This window comes from Legionella genomosp. 1, from assembly GCF_900640215.1.
In the GTDB taxonomy this organism is placed as follows: domain Bacteria; phylum Pseudomonadota; class Gammaproteobacteria; order Legionellales; family Legionellaceae; genus Legionella_C; species Legionella_C quinlivanii_A.
In genome coordinates this window covers 1-22,500 of sequence record NZ_CAAAJH010000022.1, presented here as the reverse complement: position 1 = coordinate 22,500, position 22,500 = coordinate 1, and the positions used below count along the sequence as shown (strand labels likewise).

The following is a 22,500-nucleotide window of genomic DNA, read 5'->3' as shown; positions in this document are numbered from 1 at the left end:
AAAACTTTCGGTAGATGAGTCTAATTGCAAGGCCTTCTTATTCTTGCCAGATGCAGGCTTTGCAACTAATTCGCGAAACTCCTGAAATCTGCTCTCATGCATTTTCTTTTCTTTAGATGTCGTTCCTTTCGGGTAACGGATCGATGAATCAGCGAATGCCTTAATACTTTTCATCAGACCATCACGCTCAGTTCCAGGTTTAGCTACGCTGCTCACATCGAGCGCAATTTCAAAAAGTTCAACCAAGTAAGGCATATACAATGACGCAGTCGCTTTCTCAAGTGACAACAGATTCTGTTTTTTTAAAATACTAATTATTTTTCTGAATTGACTGTCTGTTTTCGTCTCATCGCCAGCAAGATGATAGGCTATCTTGACATCGAGAAAGTGATGGTAAAAGGGAATATGTAAAGAAGCATCGACAAGATAATCAAAACCTCTATTTCTCCACAGGAAAACAGTGTCCATGTTGACGTTTTTTGCAGTCTTTCCTCTAGGTATGTCGCCTTTTACGACAGAGAGATGCCAGTCCGCGATGTCGATCATCCGTGCAGCTAGCGTCAACCAGGTTTCATTGACCTTCTTTTGCAGATCATCAGAGTTCAACGTATACACGATGTCAGTGACTTGTTTTAAATTATTAACAGGTTCCTGCAATTCTTCCCAGGCCACATCATACGAGCGGGGATTATATTCAATATGAGCAATCCTTTCGCACTCAGACATTATTACTTTACATATATCCTCTACTTTCTTTATATTTTCTAGTGTTTCTTTGGACTGTTTAGTTTTAGCTTTCTTCATTTCTTACACTTATTACAATAAAAGACCAAGCATTATACCTTGAGGACTAAATTTAGTCAAAGTGTTAAAATATTCTATTTTCAAGCCAGTTACAGTATGCTGCTTACTATGGATAGGCGTGAATTGGATAAAAAAATCCCCGCTAGCAACGGGGATTACTCTGAGCTTGATGGGTTTTTAAAGCTTAGGCGAACTGCTGGTCGTATCCGCAGCAGATGGCAATCCAAGCTCTTCTTCAAATTTTTTAATAAGCTGCTCATCCAATTCGGCCTCGGAAATCAGCTTTTCCCATGCTTTTAGCTTGTTTTTTAAATACTCTAACAATTTCTCAATTTGAGCCTTAAAAGCTTCCGGCTTATTTGCATATAACTTGTTGAGTCTGGCAATAAATGTAATCAGGGTATGGGTAAAAATATCCTCGCCCTCACATTCATAATCCTTTTTATTTTTATGCAGCTTAGAGTGCATCGCGCTCAACCTGAGCATCGCATTAATAATTTTATCATTCTTTGGATGTATCGCCAGAACCTGTCGGTATAGATATACAGCGATAGCAGGTTGATTGGTCTGCCTGGGCTCTAGCATGAAATCCGCCATAAATGATAAAACAATAGGCTTGAAGGATGACGTTTTAGCTTTTGCAGTAAAACTGTTTAAAACCTTCATAAATGCCTGCCCCACTTGCTGCATATCAGGTTTTTGGATTTCAGCGCCCGGAGCTGAAACAGGAACGGGGCTGGGAGTCTTCCTGGTAAAAAATCCTGGAGCGCTGCTTGAAGAAGAGGCAGATTGCTTCTCCTGTGCTTGCATAAGTGAGATACTATCGGTAAAAAGAATCACTTCTTCTTCAATAACTGAATCTGTATCAGGTGTTTCAAGGCACACTTCGACAACTTCAACCTCTCTGCTTCTCTTATTGGCAGGCGAACTTCCAGCCTCAGCATAAGTGCTTACGTCTTCGGCTATTGAAGCCGCTTTTCTTTTTTTCCTGCCTGTATCCGTATTTACAGTCAGGGTTATTTCTTCTTCGTCATCCACTATAACAATCACCTCTTCGACCTCTTCAAAAGATGTAAGTGATTTACTGCTTCTCGATGTTTCAAAAACGGGAACACTATCCTCTTCTTCGTCAGTATCAGAATCGAAATGAACTTGATCAAAATCAAATTGATCTTCTGGAGTCTCTTCTTCAATTGGCATTTTTTCCAAACGTCTACTACTAATGAATCGGCGCGGCTCAATGACCAGCTCAATTTCCTCTTCCTCTTCCGCAGCAACGCTTACAGGGAAGGTTTGAGTGGTTTCATCCGAAAATTTTTCCAGATTATCTGCAAGTCTGCTTTCAAAAATATTCAGCCAACCTTTTAAACTTTCTGCTTCATCTTCATCATCTGCCTTACCAGGGAAAGAAGCGGAACTTGCGAATTTCATTGCTGCTTTCACAATTGTACGGCTTAGTCTATCTTCCGGGTATTCTTTGGTCGCGCACAGACTTACCGCAAAAAAACACAGTCGTTCTTCGGGAGTAAGGCTGGATTTTGTAAGAAGCTTATGTACTCCAATCAGTTCAAGCATGCCCAAAAGATTTTGCCTTTCTTTTGAAAGCTCATAGCGATCCCCTAGAATTTCAAGCTTCAACAGGAAGGCATTAAAACCTATCTTCAACCCATGCTCATCCAATAGAGCTATGGAATAATCCACCCACTTCAGCGCGTTATCCAGGAGAATGGTCTTATCCGCTGCATCTTCCGCTTCTCCACAACTCTCAGAGGCTTTACCACTGGTTCTTTCACAAAAAGAAGCGCTAAGCGTTATAATTCTGGCGATATCTGCCTGCTTTTGGTTTTTTTCACCAAATCGTTTGGCCGCCTTTAGAAGCATGCTGGAAATGGGCTGTATTAAACTCAAAATGGGATCATATTCTTCACTAACAAAACTTGCTTTTTCGTATAGATTAAAATAAGAAGTCAGTAAATATTCACTTACCGCTAAATAATCTTCATACCAGCCATCCGGCACCCTTTTATTAAGTCCCGACTGTCTATTCTTTACAGAATTGAGTTGCTCAAGCATGACTTTAAATTTATCTGCTGCTTGCTGATAGGTTCTCGGCCTATACAGTTTAACTGCATTGCTCCATTCTGCTGTCTTGATATACTTCATATTTTTCACTTGCTTGCTAAATAGAGCAAATATTTTACCTCATGACAAATATTAAGTCAAAATGATGGCTTTATGCAGCAAGTGATTTTTCTTTAATTTTGTCTGCGGGATGATTAATACAATTCGGGGATAGAACAGTGCCATCCTGGCGAAATATGTGAAATATGAATGGATTTCCCGCCGGCGCGCATAGACGAAAACTTAAGAAGAATCCTCTATCCCAAGCTGGGAGAGGCCGAGGGATGATTTTTAAGCCCTCTCTCTAACTCTCTCCCTGAGGGAGAGAGGATTTTAAAGAGAAATAGCCCGAGAAGACTCTTTTCTCTCGAGCTGTAAAATGCAGGAATATTATTCTTTAGCGCGGGAAACGTATTCGCCTTTGCGGGTATCCACTTTAATCAGCTCACCCGTTTGTATAAATAAGGGAACACGTACCACCGCTCCCGTTTCGAGAATGGCCGGTTTGCCGCCACCGCCAGAGGTATCGCCACGGACACCCGGATCGGTTTCAGTGATGGTCAGGACGACAAAATTGGGAGGCGTCACCTGAATGGGTTCGTTATTCCATAAGGTGACAATGCAAATATCCTGCTCTTTAAGCCATTGTTTGGCTTCTTCCAGCGGCTCTTCTCCGATTGCATACTGCTCGAACGTATCAGGAACCATGAAATGCCATAGTTCACCATCGTTATATAAATATTGCATTTCAACATCTGTCACATCGGCAGATGGCAGGGTTTCACCCGATTTGTAAGTGCGTTCAACCACTCGACCTGTTTTTAAATTCCGAATTTTTACTCGGGTAAACGCCTGGCCTTTTCCGGGTTTAACAAATTCACAGTCAACAATGCTGCAAGGCGCACTATCAACCATCACTTTCAATCCATTTTTAAATTCATTGGTGCTATAAATAGCCATTCGGACTCCACAGTTGAGATTTTATTGCATTTTCGTTAGAGTTCGCGCAGTTTATCAATTTTGAATCATTAATGCGAGATGCCTTTGTGAGTTGGCAAAAAATTTTAGCGCAGGGATTTGCCTCATCCAGTGAGTTGTTGCAGTTTCTGGGCTTATCAGCTGTTCAAGGCAGTACGGCAGCTGAAAAGCTCTTCAAAACCCGAGTACCACGCGGTTTTGCGGAGCGCATGAAAAAGCATGACCCTGAGGATCCTCTTTTGCTGCAAGTTCTGGCCAGTGAAGAAGAACTGCTTGAGGTCGATGGCTATCAGAACGACCCTTTGCAGGAAAACAGCAGCAATCCGCTCACCGGATTATTGCATAAATATACCGGGAGAGTTCTGCTAACCTTAACCGGCACTTGTGCGGTCAATTGCCGTTACTGCTTTAGAAGGCATTTTCCCTACCAGAAAAATAATCCTGGCCGCGAAGGCTGGCAGCAGGTCATTGAATATATAAAAGGAAACTACAGCGTTTCGGAAGTTATTCTAAGTGGCGGCGATCCCTTGCTGGCCTCCAATACCGTTTTGAGTTCAGTGCTTAAGCAACTGGATGAAATCAAACACGTCACCACTGTACGCTTTCATACCCGAATTCCTATTGTATTGCCGGAAAGGATTGATGAGGAGTTTTTATCCATCTTAAGCTCATTGCGGTTGCAAAAGGTGATAGTGGTTCATTGCAACCATGCACAGGAGCTGGATGAAGCGGTTGAATCAGCCTGCCGGCTGCTGCAGACATCGGGTTGTCATCTGCTCAATCAGTCGGTTTTATTAAAAAAGGTTAATGCCGATGCAAAAACCTTAGCCGAGTTGAGTCAGCGCTTATTTAGTTGTGGCATATTGCCTTATTACCTGCACATACTCGATAAAGTAGCAGGAGCCGCGCATTTCGATCTGCCGCAGGAAAAGGCATTGCAAATTTTTCGAGATCTGCAAACCTTGCTTCCCGGATATCTGGTACCTCGTCTGGCAAGGGAGGACGCCGGCAAAGCCAGCAAGACCCTGCTTATTAGCAGCTAAAAAGAGAGTGTTCATCAAACTGTCATGCCATGTCATTTGGGAGATCTCTCACTGCGTTCGAGATGACGGCTGCTGAACGCTCTCGCTAAAAATCCGCATTGGCGGTTTTTGAGTAAAGCTGCAGTAATTTTTCCTGGGCGGAGTGAGAACCATTACGCATGGGCTTATAAGTGCCGTCAGCCTGCATTTCCCAGGCATACATATTATCTTTCAGGTAGTTTTTGAAAATTTCCTGCTTGATTCGCTTACGAATGGATTCATCCTGAATAGGGAACAAAATCTCAATACGATTGTACAGATTTCGCTCCATTAAATCGGCGCTTGAACAGTAATAATATTCACTATCTTCAATGCGGAAGCAATAGATTCGATGATGTTCAAGAAAACGTCCCAAAACTGAGATAACTCGAATATTTTCTGAAATTTCAGGTATACCCGGTTTTAAACAACACATGCTGCGAACAATCAAGTTGATTTTTACACCCGCCTTTGATGCAGCATACAGAGCCTGAATCATGGCCTTATCGGTCAATCCGTTAATTTTAATGTTAATTTCGGCATTTTTTCCTTCTTTCGCCGCTTCCGCACAGGCATCAATATGTGCCATGAGATTTTTCTGCAGAGTAAACGGAGAATGGCATAATGCCTTTAACTTAACCGTTTTGCCAAGACCGGTTAATTGCTGAAAAATAATTTGTGTGTCCGCAGTAATCGCTGCATCGGCTGTTAATAAGCCAAAATCGGTATATCGCCTGGCAGTTTGTTCGTGATAATTGCCTGTTCCCAAATGGACATAGCGTTTGAGTTTACCGTGGGTTCTTCGCACCACCAGAGTCATCTTGGCATGGGTTTTATAGCCCATTACGCCATACAAGACCAGCACACCCGCTTCATGCAAGCGATTAGCTAATCTCAGGTTAGACTCTTCGTCAAAACGGGCGCGCAGCTCCACTACCGCCGTCACCTCTTTTCCAGAACGGGCGGCTTCAACAAGAGCGCGAACCATTACTGACTCAGAATGCGTTCGGTATAAGGTCTGCTTGATAGCCAGAACATTAGGATCAGCAGCAGCCTGTCGGACAAAGTCAATGATCACCTCATAACTTTGGTAGGGATGATGCAGGAACACATCTTGCTCGTCTAACACATTGAACAAATTTCGGCGTTGATGGATAAAATCAGGATATTGCACATTGAGAGGCGGATAGTTCAAGTCAGGCCGGTCTATACGATTAATAGCATTGTAAAAGCGCTGTAAATTGACAGGCCCATCGCAGTAATACGTATCCTCATGGTGAAGGTGATGTTTCTGCAATAGAAAATCGACAATATGTTCAGGGCATTTTTTATCCACTTCCAAACGCACAACATGCCCATAATGTCTTGAAAATAGTTCCCTTTGTACGGCCACAGCCAAATCTTCAATTTCCTCCTCGCGCAAAAACAGATCGCTGTTTCTGGTCAGGCGAAACGGGTAACAGCCATTGATTTCCATGCCCGGAAACAAGCTGCTGATATGCGTTTGAATAATTGATGAAAGATAAACAAAGTAACTGCCGCCATCAGTACATAACTCGGAAGGCAGATGGATCATTCTCGGCAGCGAGCGCGGGGCATGGACAACCGCATAGTCAATGTTTCGATCAAAAGCGTCCTTTCCACGAAGGGAAATGATAAAATTAAGACTTTTATTAAATAATCTTGGAAACGGGTGTGCCAAATCCAGGGCAATTGGGCTTACGATAGGCAATATTTCATTTTTAAAATAATGTTTGGCCCATAAATGAATGTCATCCGTCCATTCTTCGACATTTAAAAAATGGATATGCTCTTTACGCATCTCGGGCAGTAATTGCCTGTTGAAAATATTATAAAGCTCATCGCTTAGAATATGTGCCTTCTTACTGATCTGGCTAAACACTTCCTCGGCGCGCAAGCCGTCAATATTTAATTTTGGAGATGCTATGGCTATTTTTTCTTTAAGGCCCGCGACTCGAATCTCAAAAAACTCATCCAGGTTACCACAGCAAATACAGAGAAAACGCATCCGCTCCAACAAGGGGATTCGCTCATCCTTAGCCAATTGCAATACCCGTTCATTAAAAGCAAGGGCAGTAAATTCGCGATTAATATAAAATTCCGGATTATCTAAATTCTTACTCAAGATCGCTCCTGCTGGATATTTAAATTATTCATTATCAGGTATGGACCAAAAAGAAGCAGATGCCAATATAGGCAATAAAGCCCCAGAATGGGGATAGTTGTAGATATACCAAAGCTAAGAAAAATAAGATACAGGCGATTACAACAGGCAGCGAATAATAGCTTTGAATAACCCCTTGCGCCACTGAATACGACGCGGCAGCTAATAAAGCCAGAGCCCCATACTGCACGGCGATCATTATTTTCTGAGCGAAGGGAGAGTTGTGATTGTTCAGGAACTGATAACCCACTACAGCAAGAACCAAGCCTGGTAAATTCAGGGCAAGGACCGCCAGAAGCAAGCCGATGTATCCGGCAAGCTTGTATCCTATTAATGCGGAAAGTTTTACTGCCGTTAAACCTGGGAATAGAAAACTCGAGCCCACCATCGCGATAAACTCTTCCTGGCCAACCCAATGACGATGATTAACCACCTCAACTTCAATCAGTTTAAGCATGGAATTGCCGCCGCCCAGAGAAACTATGCCGATTTTTCCAAAGCTTGCGACCAAGTTAAGCAAAGTATTATTCATGAAAATGAGTCTGCTTTAAAAAACGCACATAATCGCAGGAAATATTCTGCCTCATCAATAACTGACTCAGGCGAGAAACCAAAAGCTGAGAACGTCCCTCAATACAGACACTAAAAAATCGCTGATCCGCAATACTCAACCTTGCCAGCTCAAGCTTTATTGTCGGATTGAGGGGGAATTTATACTTCAGAGCGACCTTGTCAACTCGAATCATACGGCTTTCCTGCTGAACTTTAGCGAGCATTTCCCTTACAGTCAGTGCCGGTTCTCCAGACAACAGGTCTTCTGGCGCCTGCTCCAGGAGGTTGGTTTTATGCCCGAAGCCCTGGCATCCCCCTTTTTCTTCAAGCAGGGGTTTGTATAACAGTTGATCGCGCCGATCTTTAATATTGTAGTATCCTTCACCGATAAGATGGTACACATCGACTCGCTGCTTGATTTGATAACGGGACAGATCGAGAAACTCCTCCCCTAGTCCATGTAAGGTGATATGGCTGTCGGCGGGCCAGAAATAGCGAATTTCCCAGCGCAGCGAATCGGACTCCTCCTGAGGAAAAGCAGTGAAATCGATTAAATCTTCAGGGTCAACCTCAAAATTCCAGACCAGGCGGGTTTTTGGCATACCTTCGTTTTCCTTCACCTAATAAATCTTTAGCAAGCGACTCTCGCAAAATTAACTGTAACGAGTATATACTACAAAATCAAATGCTTAATTGCTCATTTGCAACTCATAATAATATTAAAGGAATAAACATGGCTACAATTCTGTTTCTCATCTATCTCGTGTTTACTCTGATCATCTTGTATCGCGGTTTGCCCGCAATTGTATGGGAGATTGGCTCGGCAGTGTATCTGATTCTGGCTACTTTTTTTATCGGCATGCACTGGCTGCCAGGAATTTTAATTTGGCTGGCTATTCTTGTGACGGTCATTCTATTACATGTTGAGCCGGTGAGAGCCGCCTTTGTTGACTTTATCTATAAGCGCTCGGTCAAATCAATTCCAAAGCTGTCGAAAACTGAAGAAGAAGCACTCAATACCGGCGATACCTGGATTGAACAGGATATATTTACAGGCTCACCTGACTGGGAAAAATTATCCGCTATTTCTTCAGAGCTGACTCCTGAAGAACAATCTTTTCTGGACAACGAAACACAAGCGCTCTGCAATATGCTGGATGAGTGGAGCATCGGACAGGAAAGGGATTTACCAGAAACCGTATGGAATTTTATCAAGGAAAAAGGCTTTCTGGGCCTCGTTATTGCCAAAGAGTACGGTGGTAAAGGATTTTCTGCACGGGCTCATTCCGATATCGTTATGAAAATTGCCAGCCGCTCTGGAGTAGCGGCGGTTACAGTGATGGTTCCCAATTCTCTTGGCCCAGGCGAGCTTTTGCATTATTACGGCACGGATGAGCAAAAAGCAAAATATCTCCCAAATCTGGCAAAAGGGATTGATATCCCCTGCTTTGCGCTGACTGAGCCTGGTGCGGGAAGTGACGCTACCTCCATTCAATCAGAAGCAATTGTCACTCAGAAACAAATCAATGGCCAGAATGTTCTTGGTTTAACCATTAATCTGAACAAACGCTGGATCACCCTGTCTCCGGTTGCCACTTTAATCGGTTTGGCAGTTAACCTCAAAGACCCGCAAGGCCTGTTAAACGGGGTCGGAGAAGAAGGGATTACCTGCGTATTAATCCCCAGAAATACCGAAAATCTGGAAATTGGCAATCGCCACTTACCGGCAGATCAACCCTTTATGAACGGCACCATTCGTGGAAAAGATATCTTTGTGCCTATTGATACCATTATTGGCGGCCAGAAAAATGCTGGTCATGGCTGGCAAATGCTGGTGGAATGTCTATCGATTGGACGTTCAATTTCCCTGCCGGCGCTGGCTGCAGCTTCCTCCTCCGTTTGTTATCTGGTTAGCGGGGCTTTTGCGCGCATCCGTCGGCAATTCAGTGTGGAGATTGGACAATTTGAAGGGATTGAAGAGAAACTGGCTGAAATTGCCGGCCTGAGTTATCTGGTTAACGCCACGCGTTTGTTAACAGTCGCGGCCGTGAATCAGCATATGAAACCTTCTGTTGCCTCGGCCTTAACCAAGTACTTTAATACCGAGCTGGCACGTAAAGTAATAAACAATGCAATGGATGTGCATGCTGGCCGTGCGGTAGTCGTTGGACCACGAAACTACTTAACCAGCTTCTATGTCAGTCTTCCCATTTCACTGACTGTTGAAGGGGCTAACATTATGTCCAGAAACCTGCTGATCTTTGGCCAGGGTTCGATGGCTTGCCACCCCTTCGTACGAAACGAGTTTTATGCAATTGCCAAAGAAGACAAAAAAGAGTTTGGTAATCTGCTTTGGCAGCATATTCATTATTTTCTGCAGAATTTTGCGAAAAGTATTTGTTCGGGCTGGACCGGTGGTATTTTCATCGCCGCTCCAGATAATGGCCTGAAAAAACAATATCGAAAGTTAGCCAGGTTAAGCCATGCCTTTGCCTGGCTCGCTGATCTCTCCCTGATTTATCTGGGTGGTGAGTTAAAACGTAAAGAACGTCTGTCGGCACGTTTGGCAGATGCCATGTCATATTTGTATCTGGCAATGGCAGCGTTAAGGCTTTATCAAAATGACAAGGGCAATGCGGATCAGCAACTGCATGCGCTTTGGGCAACCTCTTACTGTTTTTATCATGCGCAACAGGCAATGATTAACTTCTGCCAGAATTTTCCTTCACGTATTATCGGCGGTTTAGTGCAATTTTTACTCTTTCCTCTTGGGCAGAGCATGCGTTATCCCTGTGATCGGCTAGACAAGAAGCTGGCCCGCTCAATGATGGGCAATAACCAATACCGCGACACTATCAAGCACTGGGTATTTTTGAGTGGTGATAGCAGTCAGCCCGTTGATCGGATGGAAGAAACCCTGCAACTACTAATCCAGAATGCCGGCTTGTATCAGAAAGTGGGCGGCTTGAAGCGTTATGAGTTTGACAAACTGCATGACATTCTCGAGACCCGGGTTGCAAAAGGAGAGCTTACCCAGGAAGAAATGGATACTTTGATGAAAGTAGAAAAAGCACGCTGGGACGCCATTCAGGTAGATGAGTTTACGTTTGACTCCATGAAAAACAAAACTTACTCGTCAGTGACAGATAAAATAGCGACACCTTTTGATTGATTTACTATTCTTTAACAATCGAGGAACTTATTTTAATCAAGCTACTCTGTTACTCTTTTGCTATACTTTGTTATATTTTTTGACAAATCTAACTGCTTGCCAGCCAAAAAGAAAAGGCTGGCAAGCAGTTACGAATTCATTCTATCTGTGAGTTAAATGACATGCTGAAAACTACCAAACGAGGCAGTACAGTTGCCGAGAATATGCCCTATTTTAAAGCAATCAAGCAAGCCGGCGAGGTAGCCTCAACGCCCGAAGCGGCAAGATATCTGGTAGATCAAGCCACTAAAAAAATGATTGCCGTGGGTAAACTGGATGATGCACAAACCATGCTTAGGTCGCTTGAAGAATATCGTCAGAATGTGGAAATGCAAAGAGAAAGACCTTCGCCGCAATCCGGTGACGGGCCTGTACGCTCAGACTTTCAAAATCTGCAGCATAATCTCGCTGAAGCAGCAATTGAAGCGATAAAGGGCTTAGCCAAGGGCAGCATCAAACTGGATTATGCGCTTAATGATCAAACTAAAATATTGCGTGGTTTTTCAGTGAACGGAGATATTATCCAAAAAGGAGAGCCTTTACTGGATGCACTGGACAAAGCCCTTAATGCCTGGCTAGCTGAAAGGAATATGGTGAGCAAGGGAAGTATGATTTATGAATGTGATCAGAGTGGACAAATTAAAAAGGACTCCGCAGGAAATCCAGTCAAAGCGGATCCGGTTAAACTGGGACAAATGATCAATGATAGGGAACAGGGCTTTCAAAAAACTCTTTCCACAAAAGGTGTTGATATCAATGTATCGCAGCATCGGTACCCGGAAAAACGCGCCGAAGCCCAGCAAGCCGCACAAGCTCAGCAAAGACAAGAGCCGGAACCGGAAGCACCTACCTCAGGCTCTGGTATGGGGGGGTAGTGTCAGTTGTGAGGGAGTAGAACTAAGCAACGTTTGTCGTCTTTGCGAACAAAGTGAAGCAATCCAGATCGGAACTTGAGCAAAGCAAGGAGCTGGATTGCTTCGCTAACGCTCGCAAAGACACTTTTTTGTGCTCCTATCTTCATACGCAACAATGCCTCGCTGGAAGGACATTATTCCTTAACTTAGTGACAGTGATCTCAGCCCTCTTCCATATTCTGAGAGGGGATTTTTCTTGAAGGGATCTGATTAGCAAACTGCCAGCGTTCGAGAGAGCCTATATCTATCCAGCTGCCGGCATAATGCTCACCGCTGATTAAGCCTTTCACAGCAGTCTCTCGCCAAAGAGGGGTTACTGAAAAACGCCCAGGCTCATAGCGGTCGAAAAACTGTGGATGGTAACAGGCAATTCCCGAATAGGTGTATTTTTTATCCTCATTACTAACTTTCTGATATTCATTCAAGCCGAAATCGCCCCTGCTGTTATGAGCGGGATTATCGACCAGAACCAGATGCGCAAGCGATCCTTTCGGCAACTGGATATTTGAAAAATCAAAATCGGTAAAAATATCGGCGTTTACAGTAAGAAATGGCGTATTACCCAATAAAGGCAATGCATTGATAATACCTCCGCCTGTCTCCAACCCCCCTGGTGGCTCAGGTGAATAATGGATATCCACCCCCCAACGGCTGCCATCCTGCAGGTGATGTCGGATCTGACTTCCAAGATAGGCGTGATTGACAATAATTTTCTTAAAACCCGCAGAGGCCAGATTGTTGACATGGTACTCGATTAAAGGCATGCCCTGAACACGGCACATTGCTTTGGGGCAGGTTTTGGTAAGGGGTTTTAGTCGCTCTCCTCTTCCTGCCGCCAAAATCATCGCAGTTTTCATGGCAAATGGATCCTTCGTTGAATAAATTGGTAGAATGGTTTCAATTCCTCATAACTCTCAAGACAATCAAGTACATAATGGAGAGTTAATGGCAAATCTTTTAAGTAACCCGGTTTATTATCGCGCAAATAAAGCCTGGAGAAAACACCAAGCACTTTCAAATGCCTTTGCAAACCACATAAATCAAATGCACGCTGAAACTCTTTGAGACTCATCTCTTCCGTCAGCGTGGACCGCTCATAGAAACATTTGACCCATTCATGAACCCGCTCCCTGGGCCATTGAATATAACAATCTTTTAATAAGGAAACCAAATCATAGGTGCAAGGGCCTTTCATGGCATCCTGAAAATCGATCAGGCCCAATTCTTTTGGCCTGTCACTCAGAATCATCAGGTTGCGTGAATGAAAATCACGATGAATCATGGTCTGCGGCTGAGCTGACAACTGCTCAACCAGCCAGTCAAAGGTATTCGCCAACAAATGTTGTTCCGACTCGTCAAGCTTCAGTTTCAAATAGGCATCAACAAACCATTCATTAAAAAGAGACAACTCCTGAAGCATGAAGCCAGTATTAAATACCGGTAAGTTGCCTACGGCACATTGCTGTAAGCGCAATATATTATCAATCGCCACCGCATACCATTCATCCACAGTGTCTGCCTGCAAATGTGCCAGAAGCAACTGGTCGCCAAAATCTTCAAGTACAATAAAGCCCAGCGTCTCATCGGCCCTGAATATTCTGGGAGAGCGCAAACCATGACGGTTCAATAACTCGGCAATAGCCAGAAAGGAATTGATTTTTTCCCTTTCTGGGGGAGCATCCATAATGATCCCTTTGAAATTGGCATATTCAATTCGGAAATAACGCCTGAAACTGGCATCGCCAGTCAAAGGTTTGATTTGATACTCTCCGCCTACCCAGGGTTTTAACCAATTGTGCAGTGCGTTTTCCCGTTCTTGCATGCTATACTCCAAAACCTTGTTCATAGACTGCTGAAGCATCAGCAATCATTAAAATGTTGTGCACTTTGTGCTCGTGGATCATAAGGTATTTTGGTGACGGTGAAAATCAGGTTTTATCAGAAGATCCTATCAATGAACAGCAAAACGATTTCCCGCGCGTTTTGCGCAGGTAGTCTATTGGCTGCGGTTTCTGCCGGCCTGTTTTATTTCCGAAGCGTCAATGCGGAAACTGCCATCATTGAGCCTGTGCAAGCCTGTGTTATCAAACCCAATATGGAAGATAACGACTATAATCGCGCCTTATTTGCGCGCTGCCTTAATTGGCAACCCAATGCAGCAGTTCCGGTTTGTCGCGGCAACTATACTGAGATGAGCATTCCGCCATTGGACGAGGATGAAATTCGCCTGCAGGCGGATAATGTATCCTTTTACCGCGAGGGTCGTTCTACCTTATCGGGAGATGTGACCGTTCAGCAGAATGAGCGCATTGTTAACGCCCAAACGGCTTATGTGTATCGAGATGACAAAACCAATGAAATTACCCATGTTGAATTATTAGGCAATGTCCGCTATCTCGAGCCAGGCCGATTGATGGTCGCCCGCAAAGTTACCATTAATATGCAGGACAAGTCAGGTAAGGCAGAAGATGTTATTTACCGTTTTAACACGCGGAAACAAGGTTCTATCCTGCCGGCATGGGGACGAGCCAGCCTCATTGAGCGCTTTGCCAATAAGGATTATTATCTAAATAAGGCGACTTACAGCACCTGTGCACCTCAGGATAGAGCCTGGGAAATACGCGCTGAAAAAATCACCCTGGATGACTCTGAGAAAATGGGGGTAGCTCGTAATGCCCAGCTTTTAATCCGGCGTGTGCCTGTTCTGTATACTCCTTATTTAAGTTTTCCCACTTCTAAAGACAGAAAATCAGGTTTTTTAATCCCTACCAAGGGCTACTCCAATGTGGGCGGCTTTGATTTCTCACTGCCTTATTACTGGAATATGGCCCCCAATTATGACGCCACTATTATCCCTCATCTGTATACCCGGCGCGGATTAATGATGGGCGGGCAATTCCGTTATCTTACTGAAAACTCCAGTGGAAACATCAATGGCCGTTTTTTACCGCACGACCGCGCCTATGCTGATTTTTTGCATGACAATCAACTGGATTTTCCCGAACTGCGCGGTTTGTCAAAAGATCGCTGGTCGGTGCAATTCTTTGATTTGACGCGAATTAATCCAAATCTCAACCTGAGAATTAATTATCAGCAGGTCTCGGATGATTATTATCTCCAGGATTTCAGCAGTAATCTTGCTGTACTGACTGAGCGGCAGCTGTTACGCGAAGGCGAACTGGATTATACAACGGAACACTGGCTGTTTCGCGGTTTGCTGCAAAGCTATCAGACTCTGCAACCGATTAATGAATCGAGAATTGCTGATATTTATCAGCGTTTACCGCAATTGATGGCTCATGGCGTCTATGAGGATTTACCCTTTAACGGCAATTTGAGTCTGCACGGTCAATTCGATAATTTTGACTGGCCGAACAGTTTGTATTATCAGCCAGAGGGACCACGCTATTACTTCAATCCGATATTATCTTTTCCACAACTTCGACCCTGGGGCTATATCACTCCTAATATCGAGCTGGTGGAAAATTACTATGATGTACGGCGTTATTACAGCGACATCAATCGGGATTTTAACAATACGACCCCCCGTTATTACCTGGACAGCGGTCTTTATTTTGATCGCTCAAGCAGTCTGTTCGGCCAGGCGTTTAATCAAACGCTGGAGCCGCGTCTGTTTTATCTCTATGTCCCTTTTCATAATCAAACTGAAATACCGGTCTATGATTCGGCTTATACCATTTTCAATGCGGATCAATTGTTCAGGACTAATCGCTTTTCCGGTTATGATCGCATCGGCGATACCAATCAATTATCCTATGCGGTGACCTCGCGTTTTCTCTCAGATGAAACAGGTGCTGAAAAAGCCAGTTTTACTATTGGGCAAAGCCGTTATTTTGCCAATCGCCGCGTCCAGCTTTGTCAGTCGCCCACCGGCTATTGCAAAGATGTACCTTACACTCTGGGTTATCTCTCGCCCACAACAGATTATTCGCCTATTGCCTCTCGAGCCTTGTATCGCCTGAATCCCTCCTGGGTAGTTACCGGTGACTATGTCTGGGATCCGCATACTCGCTCAACGGATAACGGCAATATTAATTTTCATTACCAACCCGAAGTCAATAAAATTATAGCGCTGGGATATACCTATCTGGTTAATGGCGATATAGTGGAGCTTTCTGAAATACCTCTGCAGAAAAATGCGCTGCACCAGGCTTCGGCCTCGTTTGCCTGGCCAATTAATGACGCATGGAGTACATTAGGTGCTTTCAGTTACAATATCAGCAAACGCTATGACATGATGACTTTTATGGGCATTCAATATGACAATTGCTGCTGGGCAGTCAGGCTGGTAGGAGGACGTGCTTTCAAGAGTTTAAGCCAGGCTGCGCGGCCCCAGTATAATGATAATGTGTATCTGCAACTCTTGCTAAAAGGCCTGGGTTCAGTGGGGAATAGTGATCCTGCGACCATTATTCATACTTATATTCCGGGTTATCGAGACAGTTTTCATCGGTACTAATTGATTTGTATAATATTGATTACGACTTGTGTTTTGTTTAAAAATAACCCAAAATCGCAGAAAAAATAAAATGAGGAAACCAGGCATGTTTAAACGTTTCGCAGTATTGAGTCTGCTGATATCCTTTTATGCACCCACACTGTTTGCTGAGCCATTGGATAGAGTGGTCGCCGTTGTTAACGATGGTGTCATTACTTCCAGTGAATTAAATCAGCAGGTCAGTATTCTAAAGAAGCAGTACGAAGCCAAAAATATGCAGGTTCCTTCCGATAAGGTATTGCGTAAACAGGTTTTGCAGCATCTGATTGATGTGGATTTACAGCTGCAGCTAGCCAAGCAAAATGATATCAGCATTGATAATTCCGAGTTGAATGAGGCGATTTCCAAGATTGCCGAAACCAATCATATTTCACTGACCGACTTGCGTGAGGCCGTAGAAAATCAGGGCTTAAGCTGGAATAACTATCGCGAAAATATTCGCAAGGAGATTCTTTTGGGCAGACTACAGCAAAAAGCGGTTGGCCGGGATCTCAACATCACCAATCAGCAGGTAGAGGATTTCCTGAAAACCTCTTATCAGCAGGATAAAAGCCAACTGACATATCATCTGCAAAATATTGTTATTCCCTTGCCTGAGGAACCCACCACCGATCAATTAAAAAGTGCTGAGAAAAAAGCCAGCGATCTTCTGAAAAAACTTCGCCAGGGCGCTGACTTCAGCCAGATTGCCATCGCCGAATCCAGTGGGGAATTTGCATTGGAGGGCGGTGATCTGGGTGAGCGTCATTTAGCGGAATTACCAGATGTATTTGTCAGCGAAGTAACCAAAATGAAAGCAGGCCAGATTGCCGGCCCGATTCGCACCGGAAATGGTTATCAGTTAATCAAGCTCACTGCCATTGGCGGAGATAATGGTAAGCATGAAGTGGTAAAAACCCACGTACGTCATATTCTGCTTAAATCCGACTCCAGTCTGACTCCTGCTGAAGCAAGCCGACAAGCCAATAACCTCTATCAGCAAATCAAATCCGGCAAAGACTTTTCCCTGCTGGCTAAACAATATTCACTGGATGCCGCCAGTGCGGTTAAAGGCGGTGATTTGGGTTGGGTTACCCCAGGAGAGTTAGTTCCTGAATTTGAAAAGGCAATGGACGGCTTGCCGCTGCATAAGGTCAGCAAACCGGTAAAATCAGTCTTTGGCTGGCATTTAATTGAGGTGCTGGAGCGGAAAAAAGTGGATGATTCCGCCTCGTATCAAAGGCAACAGGTTCGTCAATTCCTGCAGCAGAAGAAATTTACTGAAGCCGTGCAGAACTGGCAGCAGCATTTACGTACCGATGCCTACATCAAAATTATGGATAAGGAATTGGCATGAGGCCTCTGCTGCTCAGCAGTGGTGAACCAGCCGGAATCGGCCCGGATATTTGCCTCGCTTTAGCAGAGGAAGAATATCCGGTGGTAATAGCGGGCGATCCCAATGTTTTAGCCGAGCGCGCCCGCCAGTTAAATCTTTCGGTGGAATTGGAAGTTTTTCAAGGCAGTGCTTCATTCGCGCCTCGCCGAGGCAGTCTCCAGGTGTTGCCGTTTTCTTGTGCAAAGAAAGTAAAGCCTGGTGAGCTTAACCCGCAAAACGCGCCAATGGTTATCCAGATGCTCTCGCAAGGAATTGATGCCTGTCTCGCCGGTGAGTTCGCAGCCTTAGTGACCGCCCCAGTGCATAAAGCCATTATTAATCAGGCCGGTATTCCATTTACAGGGCATACCGAGTTTTTAGCCGAGCGCTGTAAAGCGGATACCGTGGTTATGATGTTGGCTTGTGAAGCGATGCGTGTTGCCTTGGTTACTACGCATTTACCACTGCGTGCAGTTGCTGACGCGATTGATGGACCGCTTTTACAATCGGTGATTCGCCAATTGCATCAATCACTGCAGACTGATTTCGGGATTAAAAATCCGCAGATTGCAGTGGCAGGTTTAAATCCCCATGCCGGTGAAAGCGGCTATCTGGGCCGCGAAGAAATCGATGTAATCATCCCCGCACTGCGGCAATTACAGGCCGAAGGTATTGAGGTTCACGGCCCCTTTCCGGCAGACACAATGTTCACTCCTCATCACAAGGTCGATGCCTTTGTCGCCATGTATCATGATCAGGGCTTACCGGTGCTGAAATACGCAGGCTTTGGTGATGCTGTGAATATTAGCCTGGGTTTGCCGATCATTCGCACCTCGGTAGATCATGGAACGGCGCTGGAATTGGCGGGCACTGGCAAAGCGGCTTGTGGTAGTCTGCTTGCCGCCGTAAAAACCGCATTGGCTATGGCCCAACAAAGAGCAAACTATGACACTAATTAGCTTAATTGCAGCCGTTGACGAAGCCCAGGGACTGGGTAAGAATAATCAGCTGCTCTGCCATCTACCGGCTGATCTGAAATTTTTCAAGCAAATGACTTTAGGTAAACCGATTATCATGGGACGAAAAACCTTCGCCTCCATCGGAAAAGCGCTTCCAGGCCGTCAAAACATTGTGGTTAGCCGTTCGTCTGTCAGCGTGGCCGAGATTGAGGTGGCACACTCTCTGGAAGAGGCTCTGGAACTCTCTCAAGGGGCACCGGAAGTAATGATCATCGGTGGCGCCAGTATTTATCAGCAAATCCTGCCGCAGGCACAGCAGATTTATCTGACGCAGATTCATCATCGCTTTGATGCGGATGTGTTTTTTCCAGCGATTAATCAGGATGAATGGATTTGTGATAAAATTGCGGAGCATGTGCAGGATGAGAAAAATGCCTATTCAATGAGTTTTTATCTTTATAAACGAAAATAATCGAAATATTCAGAAGCTTGAGCTTTGCTTACAATACACTATCCAATTAGTGATACAGGCAATGGCTCTCCTGAGTCTCTGAGCCGCAACTAAAACATTATTATGGCGATCTATGAAATGCTTTAGGCAACCTGCTGCCCCAGGAGCACACCACATTTCAACTGCAATCTCCCTATCCTACACTTGATTTTGGTTCAGCCAGGATAAGTCATTACCTATATGTTTTATAATAGACCAATATTAGTGAGTTCGCGATAATAATGATAAAAGCTAAAGTCACAGCATCCTGGGTAATTGGAGCGGAGCTGGATTCCGCGCATAAAGCGCGGAACGTAGGCCGTGGTGGAGTTGAGCGTGGGAAGCTGACCTTCGGAACTTAATCGCGAAAGTTTTCAAACTGTAATTCCACAGGCACTTTTTCCTTTTTCAATAAAGCAATGACTTCCTGCAAATCATCGCGTTTTTTGCCGTTAACCCGTACTTTATCACCCTGAATAGACGTCTGCACTTTAAGCTTGGCGTCCTTGATAAGGCTAATGAGTTCCTTGGCTGCGGGTTGATCAATTCCCTGCTTGAATTTCATATTCAGAGAATAGGTTTTTCCGGTATGAATGGGTTTATCTTCGATTTCCACACCGACCAAGCTCACATTACGTTTGGTGCAGTGATTACGGAATAAATCTTCAAGTTGCCTAACCTGAAAATCAGACTCTGATTTTAGGGTAACGGTTAGCTCTTTCAGTTCGATGCTGGATTCAACGCCGCGAAAATCAAAGCGTGTTCCCATTTCTCTGATGGCATTGTCGACTGCGTGACGCAGCTCCACCAGGTTGATTTCGGAGACAATATCAAAAGAAGGCATAGCATTTTTCTTTAGTTAGTTAATTCCGAATGATTGTACCAAAAAATCATTTTCTTCGGTGCTGATTTTTTCTGTCTATAAGACCAAGCAGCTTGCATTGATGAAATATATTGTTAATTTGAACCACAGTGTGATAAAATTTTACCCACCAGTATGCGCTTATTAATAAAACCTTAAGCAAGACAGTTTATAATTTTTTCAGATTTTTTACCTTAGGAGTTGGTATGTCAGTTGAACAAATAGCTAAGCAAGCCAAAGCAAATCTTTCGCAGATGCTGCAAGAGACAGTAACGCTTCCCGGAAATTATACTGAAGGGATGAAGATACCCGATCATAGAGTTCAGAGTACTCAAAAGGCTATTCTTGATAACATTAACAACATTTTTGACGGTGCTTTTCAAGCGATTGAAGAGGAAACCAGAAAGGAATTTGCGGAAATTCATGGCGATAACTTTCTGCGTAAAAAAGCATTGGCAGAGGATTTTGATAACGCAAAAACAAAAGCAAGAAAAGACTTATACAAGAAATTAGCGCTTACTCTTCACCCCGACAGACTTCAACATGACAACGCCTTACGCCCCTATTTTGACTATACCGGCCTTGAGATTCAGGTTCCCTTTCAACTTCTGAAAGCTTTTGAAAATAATACCAATCTTATTAATGAGATGGCCAAAGATCCGATTAGCGGATTTGCATCGTCCATAAAATATTTTCTTAACGCATTCAAGTACATTTTTAATGCCAAATATCGCTATCCGCAACCCTTAAAGGGCTTCGCCATTGCCGTGGATGGAGCAATAGCAGTAGTCGCTCTGCTCACCAGCCTTCTGTATCTGATTCCATTCGGTATGGTTCATGGCTTGACTTCTCTGATGCGTTCGGCAGCTGCTGGCTTTGCCAACCTTGTTACTTCCAGAAAATTGGACAAAGTCGCTGAGGATTATCGAAATGATCCGGTGAACTTCGTAGCTGCTGAAACTCAATACTTGGAAAAAGTGCGCAGCACAATGCTCCTGACAGTCGAACTTATCGCTATGCAAAAAGCCGAATGGGATGAAATGGAAGCACGAGGCATTCGCGTGGAGCGCACCGCACTTCCTGATATCACCGTTGAACAAGTACGTGCGATGACGAGAGAACAGCTTCGCCAACAAGTATTTGGTGAAAAAATGAGGAAAGCTATGGAGGAAAGGGCGTTCGAAACCATGATGGCTCAAGCCTATGGAAGACCAGCCCCCGAAATCACAGAAGAAGAGATTAACCGCCTTATTGATGAAGACATTCGTAATGAATATCTATCCTCCACAGGATTTACCCGCGTTAAACATACCGCGCAGGCTTTCGGCAGAGCGGTTTTTGGTCCTCTTCCTGAAGGGTTCGGTAACAAACTGCTTTCAATTTTTGTCGCCCGACCGTTGCAATTAGCGTTGTCGCCCTTCGCTGTCGCTGCATCAGCTTTTGCAGAGACACTACGCTATGCAAACGTTGCCATGCTCTTGGGAGTGGTTACTGCTGGAGCCCTCGCTTATACAGCCTTTAACATCATGATTAGCCTCCCTGTGCTGGTAGTTGATGGGATTGCAGCAATTGGACGCGCCTTGACCTCTGGATGCTCAACCAAAGAAGAACCGGATGTAGAAGAAGGCTTCGGACACTCGCACAGCAAAATGCCCGGTTTTGGCGCTAAGAAAGATGCTGGTAACACACAGAGCAGTCAGCAGCGTTACGGCTACAATGGCGAGTCTTCACATGGTTCAGTTCATTCACAACCATCTGACAGAAGACCTACCACCAGACCAGTAATCGAAGTCGGTGGTCCAAGAACTGCCCCCGGATATACCAGTTAATAGCCGCAAGTTCTCAAAAGCCCCGCTTCAGGGGCTTTTTTATTAAAGCGATTGCTTAGACAGCTCGGCACATTTTTCTTCCGCTTCTTTTTGACACTGTTCGAGACAGTCAGAATTGCTGCCCTGGATGCACACCGACTCCTGACAGTCTCGCACCGTTTCCTGAATACAAATATCCATATCAAAATCGTCATCAGCGGCATAAGCAGCTATCACCAGGCAATTTAAGGATAAACAAAGACAGATTGGAATGAGTTTCATTATTATTCTCGTCGTGACTATCCATTGTTAATAGTAGACGATTTAAAGAGAATTGGCTGAAAATGTTAGGCTTGCAGCCTTTCTAAACATTCATTCGTGTTATACCCTCTCCCCAACACTCCCTGCCATTAAGAAGCTGAAATGTATATTAAACTGTCTTACCCCGCGAACTGAGGAATCCCCTCATTTTTCATTCAAAAAGTACGTTCCTTATCAGGTCAAAATGACTTTAAATAGTGTCGTTTCCGCGTAGGCGGAAATCCATCTTGCAAACAAGGAATTACCTTGAGAAATAGATTCCCGCCTACGCGCTGAGTGATCCTGTCATTATTTTGAACAACTCAAAGCGCCAGATTCAATAAATGAGTGATATTGCTGTTGCAGGTCACTCATTACGCTC

General features: G+C 44.3%; 18 protein-coding genes (1 of these 18 only partly in view). 8 read left to right on the top strand and 10 right to left on the bottom strand.

Going from position 1 to position 22,500, the window contains the following annotated elements:
- The 3 genes from E1O89_RS14585 to efp all read right to left on the bottom strand — a co-directional run.
- Positions 1 to 804: the 5' portion of a hypothetical protein gene (locus tag E1O89_RS14585; RefSeq protein ID WP_133140798.1), read on the bottom strand. The gene continues 894 nt to the left of window position 1, outside the view; 804 of the gene's 1,698 nt are visible here — the first part of the coding sequence; its start codon is at positions 802 to 804; the stop codon falls past the left edge of the window.
- A gap of 177 nt (positions 805 to 981) precedes the next feature.
- Positions 982 to 2,967, bottom strand: a complete 1,986-nt coding sequence (locus E1O89_RS14580; protein ID WP_133140797.1) for a hypothetical protein — start codon at positions 2,965 to 2,967, stop codon at positions 982 to 984.
- A 348-nt stretch (positions 2,968 to 3,315) separates the two neighbouring features.
- Positions 3,316 to 3,885, bottom strand: a complete 570-nt coding sequence (gene efp / locus E1O89_RS14575) for an elongation factor P (RefSeq protein WP_058506305.1) — start codon at positions 3,883 to 3,885, stop codon at positions 3,316 to 3,318.
- A 53-nt stretch (positions 3,886 to 3,938) separates the two neighbouring features.
- Here efp and epmB point away from each other — a divergent pair, with 53 nt between their 5' ends.
- The gene (gene epmB, locus E1O89_RS14570; protein ID WP_262337540.1) at positions 3,939 to 4,946 is read left to right on the top strand and encodes an EF-P beta-lysylation protein EpmB; all 1,008 of its coding nucleotides are present in this window, start codon (positions 3,939 to 3,941) and stop codon (positions 4,944 to 4,946) included.
- Positions 4,947 to 5,031: 85 nt separating this feature from the next.
- On the opposite strand, the gene ppk1 is transcribed toward epmB, so the two are convergent.
- Genes ppk1 through E1O89_RS14555 form a run of 3 tightly spaced genes read right to left on the bottom strand, consistent with a single transcriptional unit; the run spans position 5,032 to position 8,303 of the window.
- Positions 5,032 to 7,110, bottom strand: coding sequence for a polyphosphate kinase 1 (gene ppk1 / locus E1O89_RS14565; RefSeq protein ID WP_133140795.1), 2,079 nt, complete (start codon positions 7,108 to 7,110; stop codon positions 5,032 to 5,034).
- A gap of 34 nt (positions 7,111 to 7,144) precedes the next feature.
- Positions 7,145 to 7,681, bottom strand: coding sequence for a chromate transporter (locus E1O89_RS14560; protein WP_112218997.1), 537 nt, complete (start codon positions 7,679 to 7,681; stop codon positions 7,145 to 7,147).
- On the bottom strand, positions 7,674 to 8,303 hold the full coding sequence (locus tag E1O89_RS14555) for a hypothetical protein (RefSeq protein WP_133140794.1): 630 nt from the start codon (positions 8,301 to 8,303) through the stop codon (positions 7,674 to 7,676). The genes E1O89_RS14560 and E1O89_RS14555 overlap by 8 nt, the downstream gene beginning before the upstream one ends.
- 131 nt (positions 8,304 to 8,434) lie before the next feature.
- Between E1O89_RS14555 and E1O89_RS14550 the strand changes: the two genes are divergently transcribed.
- Positions 8,435 to 10,873, top strand: a complete 2,439-nt coding sequence (locus tag E1O89_RS14550) for an acyl-CoA dehydrogenase (RefSeq protein WP_133140793.1) — start codon at positions 8,435 to 8,437, stop codon at positions 10,871 to 10,873.
- Positions 10,874 to 11,034: 161 nt separating this feature from the next.
- Positions 11,035 to 11,787 carry a hypothetical protein gene (locus tag E1O89_RS14545; protein WP_133140792.1) on the top strand — a complete coding sequence of 251 codons (753 nt, stop codon included), beginning with the start codon at positions 11,035 to 11,037 and terminating at the stop codon, positions 11,785 to 11,787.
- Positions 11,788 to 11,987: 200 nt separating this feature from the next.
- Here E1O89_RS14545 and murU read toward each other — a convergent pair whose 3' ends face one another.
- Together murU and E1O89_RS14535 are read right to left on the bottom strand one after the other, a co-directional pair.
- Entirely contained in the window at positions 11,988 to 12,683 is a 696-nt protein-coding gene (murU, locus tag E1O89_RS14540; protein ID WP_133140791.1) for an N-acetylmuramate alpha-1-phosphate uridylyltransferase MurU, read from the bottom strand.
- Complete coding sequence (locus E1O89_RS14535; protein WP_133140790.1) at positions 12,680 to 13,648, bottom strand: aminoglycoside phosphotransferase family protein; 969 nt, start codon at positions 13,646 to 13,648, stop codon at positions 12,680 to 12,682. The genes murU and E1O89_RS14535 overlap by 4 nt, the downstream gene beginning before the upstream one ends.
- 132 nt (positions 13,649 to 13,780) lie before the next feature.
- Between E1O89_RS14535 and E1O89_RS14530 the strand changes: the two genes are divergently transcribed.
- From E1O89_RS14530 to E1O89_RS14515, 4 genes are all read left to right on the top strand, one after another.
- Positions 13,781 to 16,306 (top strand): LPS-assembly protein LptD, encoded by a 2,526-nt coding sequence (locus E1O89_RS14530; RefSeq protein WP_133140789.1) that lies wholly within the window; start codon positions 13,781 to 13,783, stop codon positions 16,304 to 16,306.
- An 85-nt stretch (positions 16,307 to 16,391) separates the two neighbouring features.
- Positions 16,392 to 17,681: a peptidylprolyl isomerase gene (locus tag E1O89_RS14525; protein ID WP_133140788.1), complete on the top strand. Its 1,290-nt coding sequence runs from the start codon at positions 16,392 to 16,394 to the stop codon at positions 17,679 to 17,681.
- Entirely contained in the window at positions 17,678 to 18,658 is a 981-nt protein-coding gene (gene pdxA, locus E1O89_RS14520; RefSeq protein ID WP_133140787.1) for a 4-hydroxythreonine-4-phosphate dehydrogenase PdxA, read from the top strand. The genes E1O89_RS14525 and pdxA overlap by 4 nt, the downstream gene beginning before the upstream one ends.
- On the top strand, positions 18,645 to 19,130 hold the full coding sequence (locus tag E1O89_RS14515; RefSeq protein WP_133140786.1) for a dihydrofolate reductase: 486 nt from the start codon (positions 18,645 to 18,647) through the stop codon (positions 19,128 to 19,130). Before pdxA ends, E1O89_RS14515 begins: the two co-directional genes overlap by 14 nt.
- A 376-nt stretch (positions 19,131 to 19,506) precedes the next feature.
- Here E1O89_RS14515 and E1O89_RS14510 read toward each other — a convergent pair whose 3' ends face one another.
- Entirely contained in the window at positions 19,507 to 19,992 is a 486-nt protein-coding gene (locus E1O89_RS14510) for a YajQ family cyclic di-GMP-binding protein (protein ID WP_112218988.1), read from the bottom strand.
- Positions 19,993 to 20,216: 224 nt separating this feature from the next.
- Here E1O89_RS14510 and E1O89_RS14505 point away from each other — a divergent pair, with 224 nt between their 5' ends.
- A complete protein-coding gene (locus E1O89_RS14505; RefSeq protein WP_133140785.1) occupies positions 20,217 to 21,839 on the top strand; it encodes a hypothetical protein in 1,623 nt (540 codons plus the stop codon).
- 42 nt (positions 21,840 to 21,881) lie between these two features.
- Here the strand turns inward: E1O89_RS14505 and E1O89_RS14500 are convergent, their stop codons facing one another.
- A complete protein-coding gene (locus E1O89_RS14500; RefSeq protein WP_133140784.1) occupies positions 21,882 to 22,100 on the bottom strand; it encodes a hypothetical protein in 219 nt (72 codons plus the stop codon).
- Between the last annotated feature and the right edge of the window lie 400 nt (positions 22,101 to 22,500).

Bases quoted from the DNA above. Each gene is read 5' to 3' on its own strand.
- E1O89_RS14510 (WP_112218988.1), bottom strand. From the start codon at position 19,992: ATGCCTTCTTTTGATATTGTCTCCGAAATCAACCTGGTGGAGCTGCGT.
- E1O89_RS14555 (WP_133140794.1), bottom strand. From the start codon at position 8,303: ATGCCAAAAACCCGCCTGGTCTGGAATTTTGAGGTTGACCCTGAAGAT.
- murU (WP_133140791.1), bottom strand. From the start codon at position 12,683: ATGAAAACTGCGATGATTTTGGCGGCAGGAAGAGGAGAGCGACTAAAA.
- efp (WP_058506305.1), bottom strand. From the start codon at position 3,885: ATGGCTATTTATAGCACCAATGAATTTAAAAATGGATTGAAAGTGATG.
- E1O89_RS14545 (WP_133140792.1), top strand. From the start codon at position 11,035: ATGCTGAAAACTACCAAACGAGGCAGTACAGTTGCCGAGAATATGCCC.
- E1O89_RS14535 (WP_133140790.1), bottom strand. From the start codon at position 13,648: ATGCAAGAACGGGAAAACGCACTGCACAATTGGTTAAAACCCTGGGTA.
- E1O89_RS14530 (WP_133140789.1), top strand. From the start codon at position 13,781: ATGAACAGCAAAACGATTTCCCGCGCGTTTTGCGCAGGTAGTCTATTG.
- E1O89_RS14505 (WP_133140785.1), top strand. From the start codon at position 20,217: ATGTCAGTTGAACAAATAGCTAAGCAAGCCAAAGCAAATCTTTCGCAG.
- E1O89_RS14550 (WP_133140793.1), top strand. From the start codon at position 8,435: ATGGCTACAATTCTGTTTCTCATCTATCTCGTGTTTACTCTGATCATC.
- E1O89_RS14500 (WP_133140784.1), bottom strand. From the start codon at position 22,100: ATGAAACTCATTCCAATCTGTCTTTGTTTATCCTTAAATTGCCTGGTG.
- pdxA (WP_133140787.1), top strand. From the start codon at position 17,678: ATGAGGCCTCTGCTGCTCAGCAGTGGTGAACCAGCCGGAATCGGCCCG.
- E1O89_RS14580 (WP_133140797.1), bottom strand. From the start codon at position 2,967: ATGAAGTATATCAAGACAGCAGAATGGAGCAATGCAGTTAAACTGTAT.
- E1O89_RS14525 (WP_133140788.1), top strand. From the start codon at position 16,392: ATGTTTAAACGTTTCGCAGTATTGAGTCTGCTGATATCCTTTTATGCA.
- E1O89_RS14560 (WP_112218997.1), bottom strand. From the start codon at position 7,681: ATGAATAATACTTTGCTTAACTTGGTCGCAAGCTTTGGAAAAATCGGC.
- E1O89_RS14515 (WP_133140786.1), top strand. From the start codon at position 18,645: ATGACACTAATTAGCTTAATTGCAGCCGTTGACGAAGCCCAGGGACTG.